The 20,691-nt window shown below is 43.3% G+C and carries 14 protein-coding genes, 3 tRNA genes and 3 rRNA genes; 8 read left to right on the top strand and 12 right to left on the bottom strand.

What is annotated here, in order from left to right:
• Positions 1-9 precede the first annotated feature (9 nt).
• From P3L40_RS16825 to metN, 3 genes are read right to left on the bottom strand one after another with little or no spacing between them, the layout of a single operon-like run.
• A complete protein-coding gene (locus P3L40_RS16825) occupies positions 10-831 on the bottom strand; it encodes a MetQ/NlpA family lipoprotein (RefSeq protein ID WP_004257378.1) in 822 nt (273 codons plus the stop codon).
• Between the two features lie 59 nt (positions 832-890).
• A complete protein-coding gene (gene metI, locus P3L40_RS16820; RefSeq protein WP_004257375.1) occupies positions 891-1,544 on the bottom strand; it encodes a methionine ABC transporter permease MetI in 654 nt (217 codons plus the stop codon).
• Positions 1,537-2,568 (bottom strand): methionine ABC transporter ATP-binding protein MetN, encoded by a 1,032-nt coding sequence (gene metN / locus P3L40_RS16815; protein ID WP_094961151.1) that lies wholly within the window; start codon positions 2,566-2,568, stop codon positions 1,537-1,539. Before metN ends, metI begins: the two co-directional genes overlap by 8 nt.
• A 168-nt stretch (positions 2,569-2,736) precedes the next feature.
• On the opposite strand from metN, the gene gmhB reads away from it, so the two are divergent.
• From gmhB to P3L40_RS16780, 7 genes are all read left to right on the top strand, one after another.
• On the top strand, positions 2,737-3,303 hold the full coding sequence (gene gmhB, locus P3L40_RS16810) for a D-glycero-beta-D-manno-heptose 1,7-bisphosphate 7-phosphatase (RefSeq protein WP_094961152.1): 567 nt from the start codon (positions 2,737-2,739) through the stop codon (positions 3,301-3,303).
• Positions 3,304-3,831: 528 nt separating this feature from the next.
• Positions 3,832-5,371, top strand: a 16S ribosomal RNA gene (locus tag P3L40_RS16805).
• 65 nt (positions 5,372-5,436) lie between these two features.
• Positions 5,437-5,513 (top strand) — tRNA-Ile (locus P3L40_RS16800).
• A 122-nt stretch (positions 5,514-5,635) separates the two neighbouring features.
• A tRNA-Ala gene (locus P3L40_RS16795) sits at positions 5,636-5,711 on the top strand.
• Between the two features lie 326 nt (positions 5,712-6,037).
• Positions 6,038-8,946, top strand: a 23S ribosomal RNA gene (locus P3L40_RS16790).
• Between the two features lie 143 nt (positions 8,947-9,089).
• Positions 9,090-9,205: ribosomal RNA gene (rrf, locus tag P3L40_RS16785) — 5S ribosomal RNA — on the top strand.
• The 16S, 23S and 5S rRNA genes sit together here with 3 tRNA genes alongside, the layout of an rRNA operon.
• Before the next feature lie 59 nt (positions 9,206-9,264).
• A tRNA-Asp gene (locus P3L40_RS16780) sits at positions 9,265-9,341 on the top strand.
• Between the two features lie 198 nt (positions 9,342-9,539).
• On the opposite strand, the gene P3L40_RS16775 is transcribed toward P3L40_RS16780, so the two are convergent.
• The 7 genes from P3L40_RS16775 to P3L40_RS16745 all read right to left on the bottom strand — a co-directional run bounded on the left by P3L40_RS16775 (position 9,540) and on the right by P3L40_RS16745 (position 16,564).
• Entirely contained in the window at positions 9,540-10,250 is a 711-nt protein-coding gene (locus P3L40_RS16775) for an ArsR/SmtB family transcription factor (protein ID WP_196732579.1), read from the bottom strand.
• The gene (locus P3L40_RS16770; RefSeq protein WP_210853472.1) at positions 10,247-10,636 is read right to left on the bottom strand and encodes an amino acid-binding protein; all 390 of its coding nucleotides are present in this window, start codon (positions 10,634-10,636) and stop codon (positions 10,247-10,249) included. The genes P3L40_RS16775 and P3L40_RS16770 overlap by 4 nt, the downstream gene beginning before the upstream one ends.
• Positions 10,629-10,952: an antibiotic biosynthesis monooxygenase family protein gene (locus P3L40_RS16765; RefSeq protein WP_196732577.1), complete on the bottom strand. Its 324-nt coding sequence runs from the start codon at positions 10,950-10,952 to the stop codon at positions 10,629-10,631. The genes P3L40_RS16770 and P3L40_RS16765 overlap by 8 nt, the downstream gene beginning before the upstream one ends.
• 117 nt (positions 10,953-11,069) lie before the next feature.
• Positions 11,070-11,402, bottom strand: a complete 333-nt coding sequence (locus P3L40_RS16760) for a YfiM family lipoprotein (RefSeq protein WP_196732575.1) — start codon at positions 11,400-11,402, stop codon at positions 11,070-11,072.
• A gap of 71 nt (positions 11,403-11,473) precedes the next feature.
• On the bottom strand, positions 11,474-12,829 hold the full coding sequence (gene pssA, locus P3L40_RS16755) for a CDP-diacylglycerol--serine O-phosphatidyltransferase (RefSeq protein ID WP_094961788.1): 1,356 nt from the start codon (positions 12,827-12,829) through the stop codon (positions 11,474-11,476).
• Between the two features lie 159 nt (positions 12,830-12,988).
• Entirely contained in the window at positions 12,989-15,634 is a 2,646-nt protein-coding gene (locus tag P3L40_RS16750; RefSeq protein WP_094961789.1) for a bifunctional acetate--CoA ligase family protein/GNAT family N-acetyltransferase, read from the bottom strand.
• Between the two features lie 228 nt (positions 15,635-15,862).
• On the bottom strand, positions 15,863-16,564 hold the full coding sequence (locus tag P3L40_RS16745) for a tRNA-uridine aminocarboxypropyltransferase (RefSeq protein WP_096864974.1): 702 nt from the start codon (positions 16,562-16,564) through the stop codon (positions 15,863-15,865).
• Between the two features lie 171 nt (positions 16,565-16,735).
• Here P3L40_RS16745 and P3L40_RS16740 point away from each other — a divergent pair, with 171 nt between their 5' ends.
• Positions 16,736-17,830, top strand: a complete 1,095-nt coding sequence (locus P3L40_RS16740) for a tRNA/rRNA methyltransferase (RefSeq protein ID WP_004257138.1) — start codon at positions 16,736-16,738, stop codon at positions 17,828-17,830.
• 106 nt (positions 17,831-17,936) lie between these two features.
• Here the strand turns inward: P3L40_RS16740 and emrB are convergent, their stop codons facing one another.
• Both emrB and emrA read right to left on the bottom strand, forming a co-directional pair.
• Positions 17,937-19,436, bottom strand: a complete 1,500-nt coding sequence (gene emrB / locus P3L40_RS16735; RefSeq protein ID WP_050763760.1) for a multidrug efflux MFS transporter permease subunit EmrB — start codon at positions 19,434-19,436, stop codon at positions 17,937-17,939.
• 52 nt (positions 19,437-19,488) lie between these two features.
• Positions 19,489-20,670: a multidrug efflux MFS transporter periplasmic adaptor subunit EmrA gene (gene emrA, locus P3L40_RS16730; RefSeq protein ID WP_180312096.1), complete on the bottom strand. Its 1,182-nt coding sequence runs from the start codon at positions 20,668-20,670 to the stop codon at positions 19,489-19,491.
• Between the last annotated feature and the right edge of the window lie 21 nt (positions 20,671-20,691).

Here is a 20,691-nt window from a genome sequence, read left to right as displayed (position 1 = left end):
TAAAAAAGATTACCAACCTTTAACTGCACCACCATCGAAGACTTCATTAGCTTTGTTTGCTACTTCATCTGATTGATATGCCTGAATAAATTTTTTCACGTTCTCACTATCTTTATTATCTTCACGAGCAACAATAATATTTACGTACGGAGAATCTTTATCTTCAACAAATAAACCATCTTTTGCAGGTGTTAATTTAGGTGTAGCACTACTTGCCCAAGTCGTATTGATAATCGCTAATGCAATTTTTTGGTCATCTAAAGCACGAGGTAATTGAGGCGCTTCTAACTCAACAAATTTCAGGTCTTTCGGGTTTTCAACCACATCTAAAACAGTTGGCATTAAGCCAGTACCATCTTTTAATTTAATTAAACCTTGTTGTTGTAATAACAGCAATGAACGGCCTAAGTTAGTTGGGTCATTTGGTAACGCAATTTGAGAGCCATCAGCGAGTTCATCTACCGACTTAATTTTTTTAGAGTAAGCCGCAATTGGATAAATAAAGGTATTTCCAACAGGAACTAATTTGTAGTTACGATCTTTAATTTGTTGATCAAGATAAGGCTTGTGTTGGAATGCGTTCGCATCGATATCGCCTTTACTTAATGCTTCATTAGGTAAAACGAAGTCATTAAATGAAACGAGCTCAACATTTAAACCGTACTTTTCTTTAGCAACTTTCTGTGCGACTTCAGCAACTTCTAATTCTTTGCCCATGATCACACCAACTTTGATGCTGTTGGCATCTTTCTCTTTTTCACCACAACCAGTGAGAACGAGTGTGCCTAATAGCGCGCCGACAACTGCGATAGATTTTAATTTAATAGACATTGGTTTACCCCTTTAAAACGGACTTTATAAGCACCTTAACGGCGCAGCTATTTTACTAACTATCGATGTGAAACTTTTTTCATTAAATACTCGCCACCAAACTGAATTAGGTTTACTAAAATGACGAGGAGAACAATAACAGTATTCATCACAACAGGGTTATAAGTTTGATAACCATATTGTAGTGCGATTTGACCTAAACCACCGGCACCAACTGCACCACCCATTGCAGAATATCCGACTAACATAATTAACGTGATAGTGGCTGCATTAATTAAACTTGGCAATGCTTCAGGGATCAAAATCTTACGAATAATCTGAAGCGGAGTCGCTCCCATCGCACGGGCTGATTCAATTAAACCACTTGGAATTTCTAATAACGCATTTTCAACCATGCGAGCAATAAACGGCGCAGCGCCAATTGTTAAAGGAACGATTGCCGCTTTTAAACCAATAGTCGTTCCAACAAGAAACGAAGTTAATGGAATAATCCACACCAGTAAAATAATAAATGGCACTGAGCGGAAAATGTTTACTACAACTGCAAGAGCACGATATAGCCCTACATTCTCCATTACTTGGTCTTTGCGTGTAATATAGAGCAATACACCTAATGGTAAACCTAAAACAAAACCCAAAAAGCCGGAAACAAAGGTCATTGTGATAGTGTCAATTGTGCCGTTAATCAGCAGGTAAATCATTCTCTCAGACATAACCCAAAACCTCTACTTTCACATGATGCTCTTTTAAAAATGCAATTGTGGATTCAACCCCACCATTGATGCCATGTAGCTCTGCGAGCATCACACCAAATTTCACGCCGCCGGCGTAGTCAATTTGTGAACTTAAAATATTAATATCAATATCAAATTTGCGTACAGCCATTGAAATTAAAGGTGCATCAACAGACTGCCCTGTAAATTCGAGCTTGAGTAATGGTGATAAGTCCTTACCTGGCTCCGTTTTTAATCGTTCTTTATAATCATCTGGAATATCAACAACTAATGTTGATTGAATAAACGCTTGAGCGACAGGTGTTTTCGGGTGAGAGAATACTTCACTCACTTTGTCTTGCTCAATTAATTGACCGCCACTTATTACAGCTACTTGATCACAAATACGTTTTACAACATCCATTTCGTGGGTAATTAATAAGATAGTTAAGCCTAATCGACGGTTAATATCTTTTAATAATTCTAAAATTGAACGGGTTGTTGCGGGGTCTAACGCACTTGTCGCTTCATCACATAGCAATACTTTTGGTGAATTAGCTAATGCGCGAGCTATAGCAACACGTTGCTTTTGTCCGCCCGAAAGGTTTGCTGGGTATGCATCTTTCTTTTCAGTTAACCCAACTAAATCGAGTAATTCACTTACACGCTCTATAATTTTTTCTTTAGGCGTATTATCAAGTTCCAAGGGGAGAGCAACGTTATCAAAGACGGTACGTGAAGATAACAGGTTAAAATGCTGGAAAATCATGCCAATGCCGCGACGTGCTCTCGTCAACGTTTTTTCAGTCATTGATGTTAAATCTTGTCCATCAACAATAACTTGGCCTGAAGTTGGGCGTTCAAGCATATTCACGCAACGAATAAGCGTACTTTTACCCGCACCTGAAGCACCAATAACGCCATAGATCTGACCAGCAGGCACATGCAAGCTAATATCAGTAAGCGCTTGAATGTTACGGCTTCCTTGCTGGAAAACTTTATTAATATTTGAGAGCTTTATCATTTATAGTTTCTAACTTTATCTGAATTGTTTTTAGATAGTGTATCTAATAAGGTTGGATGTTAAGGCGTCTAGACGTCTAAGTCAATAAAGATTGTTCTATTTATTCTATTCTCCTTTTATTTCTTTTCATGAGATACTAAAAAGATACTAAATTTTAGGAGTAAACAGGTGAGTAACGGGATCCCAGCAGTCTTTTTAGATAGAGATGGAACAATTAATATCGATCATGGTTATGTACATAAAATTGATGATTTCGAATTTATCGAAGGGTCAATTGAAGCGATGCTCGAATTAAAAAAGATGGGTTATGCATTAGTTATTGTAACTAACCAGTCAGGTATTGGTCGGGGAATTTATACAGAAGACCAGTTTATGCAACTCACAGAATGGATGGATTGGTCATTAGCAGATCGCGGTATCGACTTAGACGGTATTTATTTTTGTCCTCATCATACTGAGGCTACAGTAGAAGAATATCGCCAAGACTGTAATTGCCGTAAACCAAAGCCAGGAATGCTACTAGACGCGCAGGCTTTTTTAAAAATAGATATGGCATCATCTATTATGGTGGGTGATAAACTTGCTGATATGTTGGCAGGTAAAGCCGCTAAAGTCGGTACAACTGTATTAGTGAAAAGTGGCGAGCCAGTCACCGATGAAGCAATCAATAATGCAGATATTGTTATTAACAGTATCGCAGAGTTGCCAGAAACGCTAAAAAGAATCAAAAAGTAGCCTTTTTGGGTGGTAAATAGGCAGTTAGAAAAAAAATGTAAAAAAACACTTGCCAGATTTTTCTGACTCCCTATAATGCGCCACCACTGACCGGGAACAAGACAACGCAAAGCGCGATGAACACTGAAACGGCAGCGAGAGATTCTGAAAAGAAAAAGCAAAAAATTGCTTGACTCTCACGGAGGAAAACGTAATATACGCCTCCTCGCAGCAACGACCGAAAGGTTGGTTTTCATAAAGAAAAGCTGCAACGCTCTTTAACAATTTATCAGACAATCTGTGTGGGCACTCACAGGACACTATCAAAAAAATATTTGATTTTAAGTCTTGAAGAGTGACTAACACGTTAATTCATATATATGAAATAAGGTAGTAACGCTTATTTTGGAAGGATAACGCGAAGGCAAGCAGAGATAACCCGAGACAGTACTTAGGTACGGCGAGGGGAAGCGATGCGAAGCCGACAAAGTTAGCCGAACAAAAGAACGTTACGGTCAGTAAGACATTCTTTGAGCATCAAGCTACTTTTAATTGAAGAGTTTGATCATGGCTCAGATTGAACGCTGGCGGCAGGCCTAACACATGCAAGTCGAGCGGTAACAGGGGAAGCTTGCTTCCCGCTGACGAGCGGCGGACGGGTGAGTAATGTATGGGGATCTGCCCGATAGAGGGGGATAACTACTGGAAACGGTAGCTAATACCGCATAATCTCTCAGGAGCAAAGCAGGGGAACTTCGGTCCTTGCGCTATCGGATGAACCCATATGGGATTAGCTAGTTGGTGAGGTAATGGCTCACCAAGGCGACGATCCCTAGCTGGTCTGAGAGGATGATCAGCCACACTGGGACTGAGACACGGCCCAGACTCCTACGGGAGGCAGCAGTGGGGAATATTGCACAATGGGCGCAAGCCTGATGCAGCCATGCCGCGTGTATGAAGAAGGCCCTAGGGTTGTAAAGTACTTTCAGTCGGGAGGAAGGCGCTGATGCTAATATCATCAGCGATTGACGTTACCGACAGAAGAAGCACCGGCTAACTCCGTGCCAGCAGCCGCGGTAATACGGAGGGTGCAAGCGTTAATCGGAATTACTGGGCGTAAAGCGCACGCAGGCGGTTGATTAAGTTAGATGTGAAATCCCCGGGCTTAACCTGGGAATGGCATCTAAGACTGGTCAGCTAGAGTCTTGTAGAGGGGGGTAGAATTCCATGTGTAGCGGTGAAATGCGTAGAGATGTGGAGGAATACCGGTGGCGAAGGCGGCCCCCTGGACAAAGACTGACGCTCAGGTGCGAAAGCGTGGGGAGCAAACAGGATTAGATACCCTGGTAGTCCACGCTGTAAACGATGTCGATTTGAAGGTTGTTCCCTAGAGGAGTGGCTTTCGGAGCTAACGCGTTAAATCGACCGCCTGGGGAGTACGGCCGCAAGGTTAAAACTCAAATGAATTGACGGGGGCCCGCACAAGCGGTGGAGCATGTGGTTTAATTCGATGCAACGCGAAGAACCTTACCTACTCTTGACATCCAGAGGATTTAGCAGAGATGCTTTAGTGCCTTCGGGAACTCTGAGACAGGTGCTGCATGGCTGTCGTCAGCTCGTGTTGTGAAATGTTGGGTTAAGTCCCGCAACGAGCGCAACCCTTATCCTTTGTTGCCAGCGATTCGGTCGGGAACTCAAAGGAGACTGCCGGTGATAAACCGGAGGAAGGTGGGGATGACGTCAAGTCATCATGGCCCTTACGAGTAGGGCTACACACGTGCTACAATGGCGTATACAAAGAGAAGCGACCTCGCGAGAGCAAGCGGAACTCATAAAGTACGTCGTAGTCCGGATTGGAGTCTGCAACTCGACTCCATGAAGTCGGAATCGCTAGTAATCGTAGATCAGAATGCTACGGTGAATACGTTCCCGGGCCTTGTACACACCGCCCGTCACACCATGGGAGTGGGTTGCAAAAGAAGTAGGTAGCTTAACCTTCGGGAGGGCGCTTACCACTTTGTGATTCATGACTGGGGTGAAGTCGTAACAAGGTAACCGTAGGGGAACCTGCGGTTGGATCACCTCCTTACCATTGAAGTGTTTTTGTGAAGTGCTCACACAGATTGTCTGATGAAATAGAGTAGCGGTATCGATAGGCTTGTAGCTCAGGTGGTTAGAGCGCACCCCTGATAAGGGTGAGGTCGGTGGTTCAAGTCCACTCAGGCCTACCAAAATCGAATTGATGCGTCGTTATAGATTAGCTCACTTACCTAAGTAAGCTTCGCCAATCTATGCCTTGCCTGAATTCGATTTGTCATTTAATGACTTATATTGATACCGAAAATACCTTTATGGGGCTATAGCTCAGCTGGGAGAGCGCCTGCCTTGCACGCAGGAGGTCAGCGGTTCGATCCCGCTTAGCTCCACCATAAATTTTTCTGATTATTCAGAATAGATTAGTAATAGTCTATTGCGAATAATTATGCTCTTTAACAATCTGGAACAAGCTGAAAATTGAAAACAACGCACATTGTTTATCGCTTAAACAATGTGAGAGTCTCTCAAAATTTCAGACCTGAAATTTTCGGTCACTTTAGCGAGTGGCATGAGCGAGCAGTCAGTCCTTCGCGGCGGCCAGCGCACAGCAAGCGCAGCATACATAAGTATGTGAGCATTGCGAGCACTGCCCAACAAAGAAGGAATGCACGCACAGCCATGACAGTAAGGTGAACGTTGAAACAATTTCGGGTTGTGAGGTTAAGCGACTAAGCGTACACGGTGGATGCCTAGGCAATCAGAGGCGATGAAGGACGTGCTAATCTGCGATAAGCGTCGGTAAGGTGATATGAACCGTTACAACCGACGATTTCCGAATGGGGAAACCCAGTGCAATCCGTTGCACTATCGTTTGATGAATACATAGTCAAACGAAGCGAACCGGGGGAACTGAAACATCTCAGTACCCCGAGGAAAAGAAATCAACCGAGATTCCCCTAGTAGCGGCGAGCGAACGGGGAGCAGCCCAGAGTCTTAATCAGCATTAGCATCAGGAGAACGGTCTGGAAAGTCCGGCAGTAAAGGGTGATAGCCCCGTATCCGAAGGTGTTAGTGTTGTGAACTCGACGAGTAGGGCGGGACACGTGTTATCCTGTCTGAATATGGGGGGACCATCCTCCAAGGCTAAATACTCCTGATTGACCGATAGTGAACCAGTACCGTGAGGGAAAGGCGAAAAGAACCCCGGCGAGGGGAGTGAAATAGAACCTGAAACCGTGTACGTACAAGCAGTGGGAGCCTTGATTTATCAGGGTGACTGCGTACCTTTTGTATAATGGGTCAGCGACTTATATTCTGTAGCAAGGTTAACCGTATAGGGGAGCCGTAGGGAAACCGAGTCTTAACTGGGCGAATAAGTTGCAGGGTATAGACCCGAAACCCGGTGATCTAGCCATGGGCAGGTTGAAGGTTGGGTAACACTAACTGGAGGACCGAACCGACTAATGTTGAAAAATTAGCGGATGACTTGTGGCTGGGGGTGAAAGGCCAATCAAACCGGGAGATAGCTGGTTCTCCCCGAAAGCTATTTAGGTAGCGCCTCGTGAACTCATCTTCGGGGGTAGAGCACTGTTTCGACTAGGGGGTCATCCCGACTTACCAACTCGATGCAAACTACGAATACCGAAGAATGTTATCACGGGAGACACACGGCGGGTGCTAACGTTCGTCGTGAAGAGGGAAACAACCCAGACCGCCAGCTAAGGTCCCAAAGTCATAGTTAAGTGGGAAACGAAGTGGGAAGGCTCAGACAGCCAGGATGTTGGCTTAGAAGCAGCCATCATTTAAAGAAAGCGTAATAGCTCACTGGTCGAGTCGGCCTGCGCGGAAGATGTAACGGGGCTAAACTATGCACCGAAGCTGCGGCAGCGATATTTAGATATTGTTGGGTAGGGGAGCGTTCTGTAAGCCTGTGAAGGTGACCTGTGAGGGTTGCTGGAGGTATCAGAAGTGCGAATGCTGACATAAGTAACGATAATGCGGGTGAAAAACCCGCACGCCGGAAGACCAAGGGTTCCTGTCCAACGTTAATCGGGGCAGGGTGAGTCGACCCCTAAGGCGAGGCAGAAATGCGTAGTCGATGGGAAACGGGTTAATATTCCCGTACTGGTGATAATTGCGATGGGGGGACGGAGAAGGCTAGGCTATCCGGGCGACGGTTGTCCCGGTTTAAGGATGTAGGCAGGTGAATTAGGCAAATCCGGTTCACTATATGCTGAGGTCCGATGACGAGTCACTACGGTGATGAAGTAGCTCATGCCCCGCTTCCAGGAAAAGCCTCTAAGCTCTAGATTATCATTAATCGTACCCCAAACCGACACAGGTGGTCAGGTAGAGAATACTCAGGCGCTTGAGAGAACTCGGGTGAAGGAACTAGGCAAAATGGTGCCGTAACTTCGGGAGAAGGCACGCTGGCATTAGGTGAAGTGATTTACTCATGGAGCTGAAGCCAGTCGCAGATACCAGCTGGCTGCAACTGTTTATTAAAAACACAGCACTGTGCAAACACGAAAGTGGACGTATACGGTGTGACGCCTGCCCGGTGCTGGAAGGTTAATTGATGGGGTTATCCGTAAGGAGAAGCTCTTGATCGAAGCCCCAGTAAACGGCGGCCGTAACTATAACGGTCCTAAGGTAGCGAAATTCCTTGTCGGGTAAGTTCCGACCTGCACGAATGGCGTAATGATGGCCAGGCTGTCTCCACCCGAGACTCAGTGAAATTGAACTCGCTGTGAAGATGCAGTGTACCCGCGGCAAGACGGAAAGACCCCGTGAACCTTTACTATAGCTTGACACTGAACATTGAGCCTTGATGTGTAGGATAGGTGGGAGGCTTTGAAGCGTGGACGCCAGTCTGCGTGGAGCCAACCTTGAAATACCACCCTTTAATGTTTGATGTTCTAACGTTGCCCCGTTATCCGGGGTGCGGACAGTGTCTGGTGGGTAGTTTGACTGGGGCGGTCTCCTCCCAAAGAGTAACGGAGGAGCACGAAGGTTGGCTAAGCATGGTCGGACATCATGCGGTTAGTGCAAAGGCATAAGCCAGCTTGACTGCGAGAGTGACGGCTCGAGCAGGTACGAAAGTAGGTCTTAGTGATCCGGTGGTTCTGAATGGAAGGGCCATCGCTCAACGGATAAAAGGTACTCCGGGGATAACAGGCTGATACCGCCCAAGAGTTCATATCGACGGCGGTGTTTGGCACCTCGATGTCGGCTCATCACATCCTGGGGCTGAAGTAGGTCCCAAGGGTACGGCTGTTCGCCGTTTAAAGTGGTACGCGAGCTGGGTTTAGAACGTCGTGAGACAGTTCGGTCCCTATCTGCCGTGGGCGTTGGAAGATTGAAAGGGGCTGCTCCTAGTACGAGAGGACCGGAGTGGACGCACCACTGGTGTTCGGGTTGTCATGCCAATGGCATTGCCCGGTAGCTAAGTGCGGAAGAGATAACCGCTGAAAGCATCTAAGCGGGAAACTTGCCTTGAGATGAGTCTTCCCTGACCCTTAAAGGGTCCTAAAGGAACGTTTAAGACTAAGACGTTGATAGGTTGGGTGTGTAAGCGTAGCGATACGTTGAGCTAACCAATACTAATGAACCGTGAGGCTTAACCTGACAACACCGAAGGTGTTTTAGAGAGATAGAGTTGTTTTCAAAGAAAGTGAGAAGCCGAAAGGTGAAGGACACACAGCTTGTTTGAGATTGAGGTTCTGGTTTGCGAAGAGTAATAAGCGCAAACGGGAACGAAACATAATTTGTCTGGCGGCAATAGCGCGGTGGTCCCACCTGACCCCATGCCGAACTCAGTAGTGAAACGCCGTAGCGCCGATGGTAGTGTGGGGTCTCCCCATGTGAGAGTAGGGAACTGCCAGACATTAATTAAAGGTTTATTGCTCAATAAGCAGTAAACAGCCGAAAGGCAAAAGAATAAGTGGAGCGGTAGTTCAGTTGGTTAGAATACCTGCCTGTCACGCAGGGGGTCGCGGGTTCGAGTCCCGTCCGTTCCGCCACTTATCAAAGCCTCGTGATAAAAATCACGAGGCTTTTTTGTATTACTAACATACTGGATTTTATGGATAATAACCTATTGTAGGTGACTTGGGGCATTGTTTGGAGAAATACAGTTTTGCGTCTGCTTTTAATTAGTAATTAGCTTGGTAAGTATATTATCAAATCGTTCTAGGGTTGTTCGTTATTTTGTTGGGGGGTTAAGCTATATTAATATTAAAAATACGCTTTAAAGCTTTCTTACCGTAGGTAGTAAAAGTAATTTCTCGATAACCTTTTGTTTTCTCTATCCATTCTTTTTCTGCAAAAAATTTCAATAGTAAGGCTCCTGCTAGTCCCCCTAGGTGCATACGTCTTTCACTCCAATCCAAACAAGCACACGCTATTTTTCGTTTTGTATTAGGATCAATATCGATACCTAATTTTTTAAATTGATTGGCACCAATCATTGATAATTTATTTTCTCTAGCTGTAAACCAGCCATTTTTATCCATAAATTCGTAGATCTGAACGGCAATTTCTCCCGCTAAGTGATCATAGCAAGTACGTGCCTTTCGCAGATGAATAGGTGTTGTTATAGGTGGAGTGTACTCCAATTTCATGGATACCCCCATTAATGTTTCTAATAATTCGGCAATGTCTGTGCTTGCAAGCCTATAATAACGGTGTCTTCCTTGAGATAGACAACTAATTAAGTGGCTGTTTAAAAGTTTAGTTAAGTGTGCACTCGTTGTTGATGGGGCTATATTTGCAGCTACGCTTAATTCTGTTGCTGTCCAAGCCCTGCCATCCATTAATGCACACAGAATGCTGACCCTTGAAGGGTCAGCAATCGCAGAGGCAACTTTTGCGATAGATTGTTCTAATGGCTCTTTTTCTTCAATGGGAATACTATTTTTGCTTGGTATCATGGTTGGCTTTCCCACTTCTTTGTTACTTCAGCGGCTAATATATTGTTGTCTGTTATTAATATTAACCTGTTATTGTGGTCGCTGTATTGAACAAGGATATTAATTTGGTGAAGTGCGAGTTGAGAAACAATTTCTCCAAGTTCGCCAGGACGTTCTTGTTTTAATTTGCGGATCACTGGTTGTATGATACTTTCAACCTGTAAACCCTCAGTAGTTAAGGCATCTCGTGCTTTTTCTGGCTGGGTAACAAGAAAGTGAGCATGACTTTTTTCTTCGATAGAAAAAACGCCACCACCTTCAAGGCCAATACCATGTTTCCCTAATGTGGTTGCCAATAGTGCTAAAGTACCCACTTGGTTTTCAATAATCACATGAATATCATACATCAAAGCTATCCTCGTTATTGAATGAGTAATCCTTTAAGGTATGGGCAACTCGAATTCGATAATGGGAAAAAATGGTTTGTTGTCCTTCAACTTGTGCATCGATATGCATGAAATGGTTTTTCCATTGTTTTACTGCTTCTTCTGTTTCCCACCATGAAAGTGAGAGAATTTTTCCTTCTGTTGTAATAGACTGAAAGCGTTCAACAGCAATAAACCCGTCAATGTGTATAAGTTCAGATTTAAGTTTGGCTGCCAATTCAAAATAACGCTCTTTTTGCGCTGGTATTGGTATAGCTTCAAAAATTACGGCAATCATAAAACTCTCCTTAATGTAGAAGCTCAACTATAACGGTTTAATTTATAGATACTTCGATGGTGAGCGAAATATGAAAAATAGGAGAGGAATATAAAAAATGAGAAAGAAGTGAGTAGGTTACTTTGAGGACTGATATAAACTATAACCTGCTATTGACCCTGCAACATCATAGGCAAAATCATGCCAACTCCACCCAGTACCATTAGGCCTGCTGTCATAAAGCTCTTTTGCTGCGCCAAGAGAAACTGAAAATAGAATACCAAATATGGCAGCATCGCGGTGTTGCATGTTTTGTTTATCTGCATAAGCATTACCAGCCGCAGCCATCGCGGCTGAAAATGCAAAATGCTGCGCTTTATCTTTACCTTGCCAATTATCATTAGCCCAATGAAAACCAGTACATCCTGTTGAAATGAATATAAGTAAGCTAATGATCAGTGATTTAAACATTTTTGGTAAGATACCTAAAAAATTAAAGTAGCAAAGTAAAAGCGCCACCGGAGTGACGCTTTGTTTAAATTCTAAAGGATGCGGCTAATTAAGCGATCGACTCGTATTCGACGTAGTCGTCGGATTAATTTCTTCACTTTAACAGGATAGGTTTGGATGCTATCCAGTTCACGAAAATGGCTAACAACCTTAGTATGAGTTCGAATGCACTCTAGCTCGTGATTGCGTTGCTCTTGCAGCTGTTGTTTTGGATCGTGAATTAATACTGCGTTTTCAAGATCTAACCCCCAAGCGCGTGGGTTTAAGTTGTTACCTGTGATCAATTGCCAGTGATTATCAACCCACATCCCCTTTAGATGATAGGTATTGTCTGCGTCTTTCCAGAGCCTAACTGTTAACTGCTGGTTATCAATAAAGCGTTGCAAGCGACTAACAAAACGGCGCAGGTTGATCTCATAAAGGTATGGCAATGCACCAATAATTTTAAATGGCTCTTCAGGTGGGATATAGAAGTCGTTGGCAGTTTTGTCACCAATGATAATTTCTACTTGTTTGCCATCACGCAGTAACCGACTAATAACCCTAACTAACACCGCAGGCAAATTAAAATAAGGCGTACAGATTGTTAGTTTATTGTTTGTTGCACCCATTAAATGCGTGATAACACGGTTTAAATCGTTTTTCTTACCGAGACCAACAAAGGGAGTGACGGACAGCTCATCATTAGTTGCATTCCCTGAAAACTGATAGGACGCTCCCCGTAAGCCCAAACGAAATTGTTTAATTAAATGCTTAAACTCAGCTGTTTTTGGTCGAGTTGGCGTATTTAATAAATGAATGGCATCAGCTTGTAGTAATGCGTCATCAATAAATTTTTTCATTGATGCGGTAAGTTGGCTATTTTTGATCAGGTGATAGCGGTCGTAACGGTATTTACTATGACGTTGTAAATAGACGTCATTAATACTTGCCCCGCTATAGAGTAGAGTATCATCAAATAAAAAGCCTTTTAGATGCAAAACACCCAGAGCTTCCCGTGTATTTACAGGGATGCCGTAGATAGGGATTTCAATTTCAGGGTAATGTTTTGCAACATCATAATACCAATCGGCATTAGTGGCGTTTGCTGCAACCCCGATGCGACCTCGCTGAGCACGGTGCCAGTCTACGAGAATTTTGATATCCAATGATGTATTAGCTTGTTTTGCAGCGTATAAAGCATGAAGTACGTCTTTACCTGCATCGTCTTTCTCTAAATACAAAGCCGTTATGTAGATAGTATTTTGAGCCTGAGAAATTTGTTTAAGCAGTTCATCACGAAAATCTTCTGTCTTATATAGCGTTTTTACATCAGCAATTTCTTGAGAGAGTTTTGGTAAACTTAACAAATATTGTTGATGTTTTGCTTGTTTTAATTTTGACAACATCACAGTGTAAATTTTCTCTTATTAGTCTAATAGCAACTCGCTTTGCGCACATTTTTAAGCGAATGATCTATGGATGATAGCATATTTAGCTAAACCATTTAGTATAAATTGACGACTTGTTTAATTACTATACAAGTTAAGCCGTGTTCTTAGATATTTCTATAAGTGAAGTGTCAGATTAACGACTCCATCTTCAAATTGAACGTCAATCTCAAAACCAAGTTTTTTAGCTAGGCTTATCATATTGCGGTTTTCAGGCATAGTTATGGCTGTTAGCTTTTTAATGCCGTGGCTTCGCGTATAGTTAAGTAACTTTTGCATAAGTTGATAACCGAGCGTTTGCCCTTTCATATCAGAGCGAACCAGTACTGCAAATTCAGCCTCTTGGTTATCAGGATCAGCCATTGCTCGCGTGACGCCAATAATTTCAGGCGTAGTATTTGGGTTTTTTACCGCAACGAAAGCCATTTCTCGGTCATAATCAATCTGTGTCATATTGGCGAGGTCGTCATGGGTAAATTCGCTGATTTCGCTAAAGTAGCGATAATAAAGATCCTCTTTAGTCACTTGCTCTATAAAGGATTTTAGCAAAGGTTCATCTTCAGGGAGGATCGGTCGTAGTAAGCAGGTAAGATCTTCTTTTAAATGAATTGTTTCTTCTAGCTCACTAGGATAAGGGCGAATTGCCAGTCTTGATGTTGTCGCATCATCTGTTGGGCTTAATGCCATGGAGACATCAAGTAAAGTAAATTCATCCCCTGAGGCGAGCAATGGATGAATATCTAACCTTGTAATATTTGGGCAATCAATAATTAAATTTGAAACTCGTACTAATAAAGCAGATAACCCTATGATGTTTAATGGTTCTAAAGCACTTCGGGATTTTATTTTATAACCTTTAATAGCATTAATAACTAGGTAGCGAGCTAAAGCCATATTTAGCGGAGGAAGAGCTACAGCAGCTTGGCTCTCTTGTTGCCACTCAATACCACCTTCTCCTAACATGATAAGAGGGCCAAAGACAGGGTCTAGTTCAACAGCGATCCTGAGCTCTTGAGCACCTGCTCGATTAGCCATACTTTGTACTAGTAGACCTTCAATTCGTGCATTAGGGAAATTTGTTGAAACACGTTCCATAATCGCTTTAGCTGCATCTTCTACCTCTTTAGCATTGCGTAAATAGAGCATGACCCCTTGTACTTCTGACTTGTGCACAATATCGGGAGAACGTAGTTTTAAAGCGACGGGGTAACCAATTTTCTCTGCAATTTCAATGGCTTCATTGCTTGAGTGCGCAATCCAGGTGGGTAAGCTATTTAACCCGTAGGCTTTTAAAATTGGCTGAACTTCATGAGTATCCAAGTGGAGCTTATCATTTTCTAATGCTTGCTGAATATATTCATGAGCCTGTTGCGTATTAGCGGTGATACCTACTGGGAGGGCTGGCGTTTCTTTTAATTGTTTTTGGTTACGGCGATATTCCACCATATGCATATACGCCGTGATTGCCCCTTCTGGAGTGCGGTAGGTAGGGATCCCAGCTTCACTAAATAGGCGACGAGATTCTTGAGAGGAATATTCTCCACACCAGTTGGTTAAAATGGTTAGCCATTTTCCGCGTGGGTGTTGCTTAATAGTTTTAATAATTTTTTCTGCCATGGTTTTACTTTCAGTTATCGCACTGGGAGTGTGGATAAGTAACAAAGCGTCATGGTCATGGCTATCGAGCATTTTGTTCAGTACATTGATATAGCGCTCAACTGTGGAATCATCTCCTAAGTCAATCGGATTTTGTGTTGATAAATCAAGAGGTAATAGTGAACTTAATTCATTTTCTGTTTCAACACTTAGCGTTGCAAGTTTACCATTACGTAAGAGAAGTTCGTCTAATGCCATCGCGGCTGGGGCAGAACCATTACTCATGATTGAAAGACGCTCACCGCGTAATGGAGTCATATAGCTTAATGTCTCAACCGCAGAAAACATTTCGTGAGTATCTTGCACGCGAAGAAGACCTGCACGCTGGATAGCGGCATCGTAAGCGGCATCTAGGCTAGGCTTATCGCCCAGTAGTTTTTGTGCTTTGCGGGTTCGACCACTTTTTATCACTAATATAGGTTTATTGCGTGAGGCACTGCGAGATGATGATAAGAAACGTCGTGCATCACTAATGCTCTCAAGGTACAACAAAATAGCGCTGGTTTTGCTGTCACGCGCTAAGTAATCGAGTAAATCGTCAATATCTATGTCGATGCTATCACCAAGGGCAATAAAATAAGAAAAACCGATGTCTCGGTGCCTTGCCCAATCCAGAACGGTATTCGATACAGCAGCAGATTGAGAGATAAAAGCGAGTTTTCCTTTTAAGATTGGTATTGGAGAAAAACTCGCATTCAAACCTTGCCATGGTGCGAGAAAACCTAGGCTATTCGGGCCTAATAGGCGAATTTGATATTGCTGGGCGACTTTTTTTAATTCATTAAACTGAATTGAAGGGGATGACAAAATAATAACCACTTTACAGCCAGCTTCCCCTAATTGCTGTAAACAGGAGATATTACGTGAGTAATGGGTACAGATAACGGCAAGATCAGGTTTGAGCGGCAATTTATCTATAGAAGGATAAGCAAGTACGCCGAGGACAGAGTTTCGGTTTGGATTAACAGGTAAAATAGGACCTTTAAAACCGCTGGTAAGTAGGTTTTTCATCATCACCGAACCTGCACGGCTCGGGTTTTCAGATGCTCCCACGACAACGATAGACTTTGGCCGGAATAAAGATTCTAACTGACTGACTAAACCCATGGTTGATAACCCTTTGCTTTGCTGAACGAGATAAGCGTTCAATAGATAAAAAGTGGCTGAGTGATACTTATGAATACTATGCCTTATCTTTGAGATTGCGCTAGTTTATCTGGTGAGTTTAATTAATTTATACAAGCACGTTCACGTTTTATCAGCACGACGATCTAAAAGTTGTCATTTAATGGTACTGGGCTCGAAAAGAAAGAGAAAAACAGTACCAATAAATAGTTAGAGGTGGGATTCGGTAAGTAGCTTCTGTGCAATAGGGTGATGCGGTTTCCCTTCAAGGTATTTTTGACGGAAAAGATTGAAGTGGCTAAAGAGTTGTTGTGAAGCGTCTAAATCTCCCGCTAATTCTAAAACGGTAGCTGCAACTTCGGCGGTACAATGTTGTTCTTCCCTTGATGGCGTACGGAGTAAGTAGTCAGTTCTTGCTTTGGTATTAATTGAAAGCATTGGAATATCATTAAGATAAGGGCTTTTTCGAAACATTTTTCGTGCTTCAGGCCAGGTCCCATCGAGTAAAATAAATAAAGCGGGTTTATCCGACAAAGTCGGTTCATTGACCACGATGCGTTCATTTTGAGCGTAGCTTTCTGGAAAAATAAGGTAAGGCTGCCTTGTGGTGTCTTGCAGTGCCGCCAATAGCTGCGCATCAGGCTCTGTTCTTGACCATTGAAAGGCCAAAGTGTCGGGCAAAACATCCGCAATCAACTTTCCTGTATTACTTGGCTTAAATACCTCACCATCAAACATAATCAAGCAAAATTGGCTTTTTGCTTGTGATGATATGGTGTCTTGGCATAGGCATTGTGGGTTAGGTAACAAACAATATTGGCAACGTTTTACTCGGCAGCCTCGTGCCCTAAACGGTTTAGTCGATAATGCGAGGCGCTGTTGACGCAGGTGATAAACGGCATTCGAAGTCATGTTGAATTATATTTTTTAGGCCTAAAATTAAGGCGCATATTGTACGCAAAACGATTTCTATACGATAGAAGTATATTCAATAACTTTTAGATGAGATAATAGTGCGAATCGGTAGCGTAGCCATGCAACATCATGTAATCTTCGCGCCATAGCTTAGTGTAGGGGATAGTGATGAACGACTCGAATGATTTTAGTGGTAAAAACGGCAAAGTAAAAGTGATGTATGTCCGCAGTGAAGAGCAGGACAACAATAAAGGTAATGATAAACGCCGAGGCGGTGGCCGTGATGATAGGCGCGGTAATGACAAGCGTGGTGGTGATAGACGAGATGGTGCCCGTCAAGATCGTGGTGGTCGCTCAAGCCGCCCTGAAGGTGGGCGTGAAGGTCGTCGCTCTGATAACCGTAATGAAGCACCTCGCGAGCGTTCACCATGGCGCACTGTTTCTAAACCAGATAGCGAAGAATTAACGAATGACCATGGCGGAATTGTTGGTAAGAGCCAGATTGACCCTGAACAATTGCGTAAGCAGCGCCAAGAAGAAACCCGTATCTATGGTGAGAATGCCTGCCAAGCCATGTTTAAAAACCGCCCTGATGCGATTGTTCGCGCATGGTTCTTGCAATCTGTCACACCGCGTTTTCGTGATGCGTTAAAATGGATGGCGGCAAATCGCAAAGCTTACCACGTTGTTGATGACGAAGAGTTATCGAAAGCATCCGGAACTGAACATCATGGTGGTGTCTGTTTTATCATTAAAAAACGCGGTGGAATGAGTGCTGATGCTTACTTGCAGCAAGCGGCAGGTAATGACTGCGTATTAGCACTGGAAGATGTGGGAAATCCACATAATCTGGGCGGAATTATGCGTAGCTGTGCGCATTTCGGTATCAAAGGTGTGATTTTGCAGGATGCAGGCATGCTAGAGTCTGGGGCGGCAATTCGCACTGCAGAAGGTGGTGCTGAACACATTAAAGCGATTGATGCAGATGGATTAACAGATACTTTGGATAAATTCCGCAAAGCGGGTTATACCATTGTGACGACTTCTAGCCATAAAGGCAGTCAAGATCTCGCAAAAGCGAAGTTACCGGCCAAAATGGTCTTAGTTTTAGGCCAAGAGAGTGATGGTTTAAGTGATAGTACGTGGGATCAAGGCGATATGAGTCTCTATATCGGTGGAACAGGTAAAGTGGAAAGCTTGAATGTCTCTGTTGCAACAGGAATTATGTTAGCCCAGTGGTGGCAACAAAACCAAGTTAAATAACCACCTACGCTTTATCAGAAAAATAAGACCATACATAAAAGGATGTATTCCCGCTATGTATGGCTTTTTTATATCTATCACCAAGTTATTCACTGGGTTGGGCTAATTAATGAGCACCACCACCGTCTTTTGAACCTGCCCCAAATGGTGGCTTAGCGAACCAGACAATGACCATCAGTAGGATAAAAATTCCAGCTGAGAGCCAGAATATCTCATTTGCTGACATAATCAGTCCTTGGTCAGTAATCGTTTTAGCAAGATAGGCTGCACTTTGCTGCTCATTCATGCCTATTTTCGCCAGTTCACTGTACATCTGTTGGGCATTTGGGTTATATGGGTTAACAAATTCAGCGAGGTTTTCATGATGCATTGACTCTCTTTGGGTCCACATTGTTGTGGTGATTGATGTCCCAATGGCTCCAGCTAGGGTACGAGTAAAGTTAGATAAACTCGATGCAGAGGCCATTTTTTCTGGCGGCAGGCCAGATAATGTAATGGTTGTCAAAGGCATAAAGAAACAAGCGATGGCTAAACCTTGCACAAATTGCGGCCAAGCAGCTTCGGCAAAACTCATCCCAGGTTCGAAAGTATAAGCACGCCAATAGTAGCAAACAGCATAGATAATAAAGCTGAATGTAACTAAATAACGCATATCAATTCGGTTACCAAAACGCCCTATAATTGGTGTAATCAATAGCGGTAATAATCCTACAGGTGCAGAGGCTAACCCAGCCCATGTTGCGGTATAGCCATAAACTTCTTGTAGCAATTGCGGCAGTAGTACAATCGTTCCAAAATAGAGCATGTAAGCAAGGCTTAAGGACAAACAGCCAATCGTAAAATTGCGTTCTTTAAATAGGGATAAGTCGATGACAGGATGGTCATCGGTGAGTTCCCATACAATTAAAAAGGCAATAGCGACAACGGCAATAACGGTCAGGACGATAATTTCAGTCGAGTTAAACCAATCCAGCTCTTTGCCTTGGTCAAGCATAATCTGTAAAGCACCAATACCAACAACCAATAGCACTAAACCAATAGTATCAATGCGCTGAATAGATATTTTAGTTTCACGGCCTTTTAAGGTGCGCATGATGGCAAAAATGATCGCAATACTAAATGGTACATTGATAAAAAATATCCAGCCCCAATGGTAGTTATCACTAATATAACCACCAAGAATCGGTCCGCAAATCGGAGCAATAACGATAGTCATTGACCAAAGGGCGAGGGCCATATTGCGTTTGGCTGGAGGATAATTGTTAAGCAGTAGGCTTTGAGATAAAGGAATGAGTGGTCCTGCGACTAAACCTTGTAAAACTCGGAATAAGATCAGCATCTCTAAGCTGCCAGAAATACCGCACAGCCATGAAGTTAAAGCGAATAAGCCTGTAGACCATAAAAATAGCCTGACTTCACCTATCCTACGGGCTAGCCAACCAGTGATGGGGATGGAGATCGCATTGGCAACGCCGAAAGAGGTTATTACCCAAGTTCCTTGCGAGTTGGATGCCCCCAAGTTTCCCGCAATGGTTGGAATAGCTACGTTAGCAATGGTGGAATCAAGAACTTGCATAAATGTTGCCAATGAAAGAGCAATTGTCATCCATGCGAGTTTTGATCCCGTTAAAGGTGCTGTCGTCACGATTGCACCCCCACTATTTATTTCCTAGGTTATTATTAATTATCTCAGTAACTATTTTGTCCGCAGGAGACATATCTACAGCTAATGCAGCAGTATGGTAAGCAGGGGTATCACGCATCCCTTTAGAAAGCACTTTGCCATTTTTATCTAATGTATCAACCGTAACTTCGGTGGATAAACCGATACGTAATGGGTGTTCTTCAAGTTGGTTTTCATTTAAGGCAATACGTACGGGTAGGCGTTGGACCACTTTGATCCAGTTACCACTGGCATTTTGTGCAGGTAATAAAGAGAACGCGCTACCTGTTCCCATATCAAGTCCCACAACAGTACCGTTAAATACGATATCTTTACCGTAAAAATCAGTAATGACCTTCGCAGGTTGGCCGATACGCATATCCGCAAGTTGTGTTTCTTTAAAGTTCGCATCAATCCACATACCATTGGAAGGAACGATGGCCATTAATGGGGTTGAAGGGGTGATTTGTGAACCCACTTGTACACTGCGGCGTGAAACATAGCCATCAACAGGGCTGACGATTTTCGTCCGTTGCAAGGTGAGCCAAGCGTTTCGAACTTGTGTTGCTGCTTGCTCTACAGCGGGTTGTTTTTCAATTGAGCTATTTAACACTATGGCTTGATTAGCATTATATTGTTCTATTGCCATGTCTAATGCCGCTTTAGCACTGACGACAGCTTCTCTTGCGTGTTGTAGTTCTTCTTTACCAATGACATGGCTACTACCTAAAACTTCTCGACGTTTTAAATCATTTTGCAACCGGTTTAATTCAGAACGTTTGACCTCAATATTGGCTTGTAGCTGGCGGCTGTTAACCATGTGCTGGCGGGTTTGACGCACACTGTTGGCTAATTCTGTTTTTGCTTTATCGAGAGCTAATTCAGCATCACGTGGGTCCAGTTCAACCAAAACAGTTCCACTTGTCACGAAATCTGTGTTGTCCACATTGACAGTCATCACGCTGCCGGAAACTTGGGATTGTATTTGTACTTGGTTTCCCGCGACATAAGCATTATCCGTTGATTCATAGTGACGAAGAACGAGATACCAGTAGGCCCCCCAGCCAACGCCTATAATAATAAATAATAGAGTCAACAAGATAAGCGCACTTTTACGTTGCCTTTTTTTATTTCGTTGGGGAGTTTGCGTTTGTTGCATTTCCTCAGGGGAACTCATACTCGTATTTCTCCACTTCTC

It is taken from the genome of Providencia sp. PROV040 (assembly GCF_032706145.1).
Classification (GTDB): domain Bacteria; phylum Pseudomonadota; class Gammaproteobacteria; order Enterobacterales; family Enterobacteriaceae; genus Providencia; species Providencia hangzhouensis.
The sequence above is the reverse complement of the archived record's forward strand: the minus strand, read 5'-3'. Positions and strand labels throughout refer to the sequence as shown.